Origin of the sequence: Tenacibaculum sp. SG-28, assembly GCF_002954385.1 — a bacterium.
Taxonomy (GTDB): domain Bacteria; phylum Bacteroidota; class Bacteroidia; order Flavobacteriales; family Flavobacteriaceae; genus Polaribacter.
The window spans coordinates 1-2659 of sequence record NZ_MQVY01000012.1 but is presented as its reverse complement, the minus strand read 5'-3'; the positions used below and the strand labels follow the sequence as shown (position 1 = coordinate 2659).

Annotated in this window: 2 protein-coding genes; both read right to left on the bottom strand. The window is 32.8% G+C overall.

All coding sequences use genetic code 11. The features are described from left to right. Positions 1–74: 74 nt before the first annotated feature. Positions 75–1562: a serine hydrolase domain-containing protein gene (locus BSU00_RS12700; protein ID WP_105004706.1), complete on the bottom strand. Its 1488-nt coding sequence runs from the start codon at positions 1560–1562 to the stop codon at positions 75–77. 680 nt (positions 1563–2242) lie between these two features. Further along, the gene (locus BSU00_RS12695; RefSeq protein WP_105004705.1) at positions 2243–2611 is read right to left on the bottom strand and encodes a hypothetical protein; all 369 of its coding nucleotides are present in this window, start codon (positions 2609–2611) and stop codon (positions 2243–2245) included. Between the last annotated feature and the right edge of the window lie 48 nt (positions 2612–2659).

Genomic DNA, 2659 nt, shown 5'->3' with positions numbered 1-2659 from the left:
ACACACAACGTTTAGTATATGAAGCGTAGCAACCCGAAGGGTGCTATGATTTTATATACAGTGTTGGCAATAGTTTATTTTTTTGCTTCCAAACTTATAAGCTGAGCGGTAGAATTGTCACACCAAAAGCAATCATCATTTTCGGGCTTGAACTCCAATGCCTTTTTGTAGCTGTCTTTTGCCTTTTCATTTTGCTTTGCAGCAAAATATACATCTCCCATAGTATCCCAGATATTGCCATTATCTGGAAACAATTGGGTGTTGAGCTCTGTAATAACAATAGCTTTTTCAATGTCGTCCCCTCGTAAATAAATTCCGCTTAAGCGGTTTAAATAAACAGGGTCATCCAACATCACTTCAAATTTTTGCTTTATCTCTTTCCCTAAATTTCTCACATTTCCCGAATAGTTTTCGATAAATGTTAGCAATTCAGTCACCTTATTTTTTGAGATAGGTTTAGCTTTGTAATTCTCATTAAAGAGCATTTTTTCTAATTCAAACGGTATTCTTGAAGATTCGCGAGTTGACGAATTGGTTGAAAATAGAATAAGAGCATCTTCTTCAGGAAACCAAATAAACTCATAATAAGAAACACCATTAAAACCATTATGAGTAATTACTTTAGTACCTCTATCTGACTGAAATGTTGCCCAACCATAACCATAATAACTCGATTCACCTTCATATTCGAGAATGTGAGGTGATGTTAATTTTTCTGTAGATTCTTTATTTAATACTGTATTGTTTTTTAATGCTAAATACCATTTGTACATATCTTCTTGAGTCGAGTTAATACCTCCATTTGCTTTCAAAGGCCAAGCAATTTTTCCATCCTGCTGGTACTTGGAAACGTGATTCTCTTTATTTATGACATTGTACAAATATTCATTAGCCACTAAATCGCTACTCCATTTAGGCAAGAGATAGCCAGTTTGGGCCATTCCTGCCGGTTCAAATAATTGTTCTCTTAGGTAGCTTTCATAACTTTTACCTGATATGATTTCTATAATTCGCCCCAGAATACTGTAACCAGAGTTAGAGTACTCGTATTTTTCTCCTGGAGTGAAGAGTAAGTCTGTATCAAACAATTGCTGGAAATATTCGTTTTCAGGAATATGGTCAAAATCACTCTCGCCTATATCATGCCCAAAACCACCTGAATGAGTGAGTAATTGGTGAATGGTGATGTTCTGTTTGTCAAAAGGCAAATCCTTAAAATATGCACTTAAAGAATCGGTTAGCTCTAGTTTTCCGTTCTCAGCTAACTTCAATATTGCCGTTCCTGTAAACTGCTTTGTTACGGAACAGATATCAAATACAGTTTTTGGGGTATTCGCAAAAGACTTTTCCTTATTGGCAAATCCATAACCTTTGTTAAGAATAATACGGTCTCCTTTTGCAGCTAAAACAGCTCCGTTGAACCCATTTGACTCACATGCTATCAGATAGTCATTTAATGGTGAGCTTACTACGTCCGTATTAACGCTTTCGCTCTTTTTTTGATCACATGCAGTGAAGCAAATTGCAGTTAATAGTAAAATAGGTAGTTTAAGGTTTATCATATTGTTTAAAATTATGTAGCCTTTATTCAGGACGGGTCATTATTATGCACAACGGTTTGTGTAATGTTAGTTACTTGATTTAAAAATCGAATTTAGCAAATACAAACTAAATATAAAAAACAGTAAGATTTTAGTAAATAAACCTTTCCCTAGCAATTAATTTTACACAGTGTTGCCATTTCGTTGTTTTTTCAGAGTGCAAATTATTCTGTTAATTTTTATCTTCCTATTTTTCAGCGTTTATGTAAATTCAATTAGGTTTTTAATTCGCGATATTTTTAAATTCCGACTGAGTGAAAAATTCCGCAACTTCTTAAATTTCGCATTTACTTTATCTTTGTTTTCAATTCAGATTCCACGAACTTGTAAAAAAATCAACTGTGCATTTTTAAAAATATTGACGATAAACCCACAGAATAAGTCTAATTAATAGAACTGTAGCAATTATTCCTCCTGGCAAAAAAATATAATTATACCATTTTACTTTTTCTTTCGATTTTGTTTTTTCCATTTCTTATCTAGATTAAATTCCACAATGAATGGCAACGGTTTGGCTATGAACAGTTGCGTGGGTTAGTACGGACTTTTACAAGTACAAGACAAGCTGAAAATTCAGTAGGGATTTTCAGGATAAGCCTGTAGTAGTAATTGTTTATAGCCATTGTTGTGCGTTCGTTTTTTTAATATTTCTCAAATACTTGGTCAATCAGTATTGTGTCTTTTTCGATTTTTATTTTCGTTATTCTTTCTAAAGGATATCCATTAGTATAATAACCAAAAACTTGCGTTTTATTAATTCCGTTCACTAAAAATGATATTTGGTACGCTCCGTCAGTTTTTGCGATAGTCGTCATATCAGATTTATATTCGGCTTTTTCTCCTTTTTTGAGTGAAATATACTTACCTACATCACTAATATTCGGTTCTATTTTCAGAGAATCTATATTAAATTCCGTATTGTTCATAATTTCAAAGTCCGCAACAACTTTATTACTACAAGAAGTTAAAATCATAGTAAAAATTAAAATTCCGATTATATTTTGTTTCATTATTCTCTATTGTCAATTTTGAATTTCGTATGAGTGTGTCAAATGACG

Excerpts from the sequence above, each read along its gene's own strand:
- BSU00_RS12700 (WP_105004706.1), bottom strand. The coding sequence starts at position 1,562 with ATGATAAACCTTAAACTACCTATTTTACTATTAACTGCAATTTGCTTC.
- BSU00_RS12695 (WP_105004705.1), bottom strand. The coding sequence starts at position 2,611 with ATGAAACAAAATATAATCGGAATTTTAATTTTTACTATGATTTTAACT.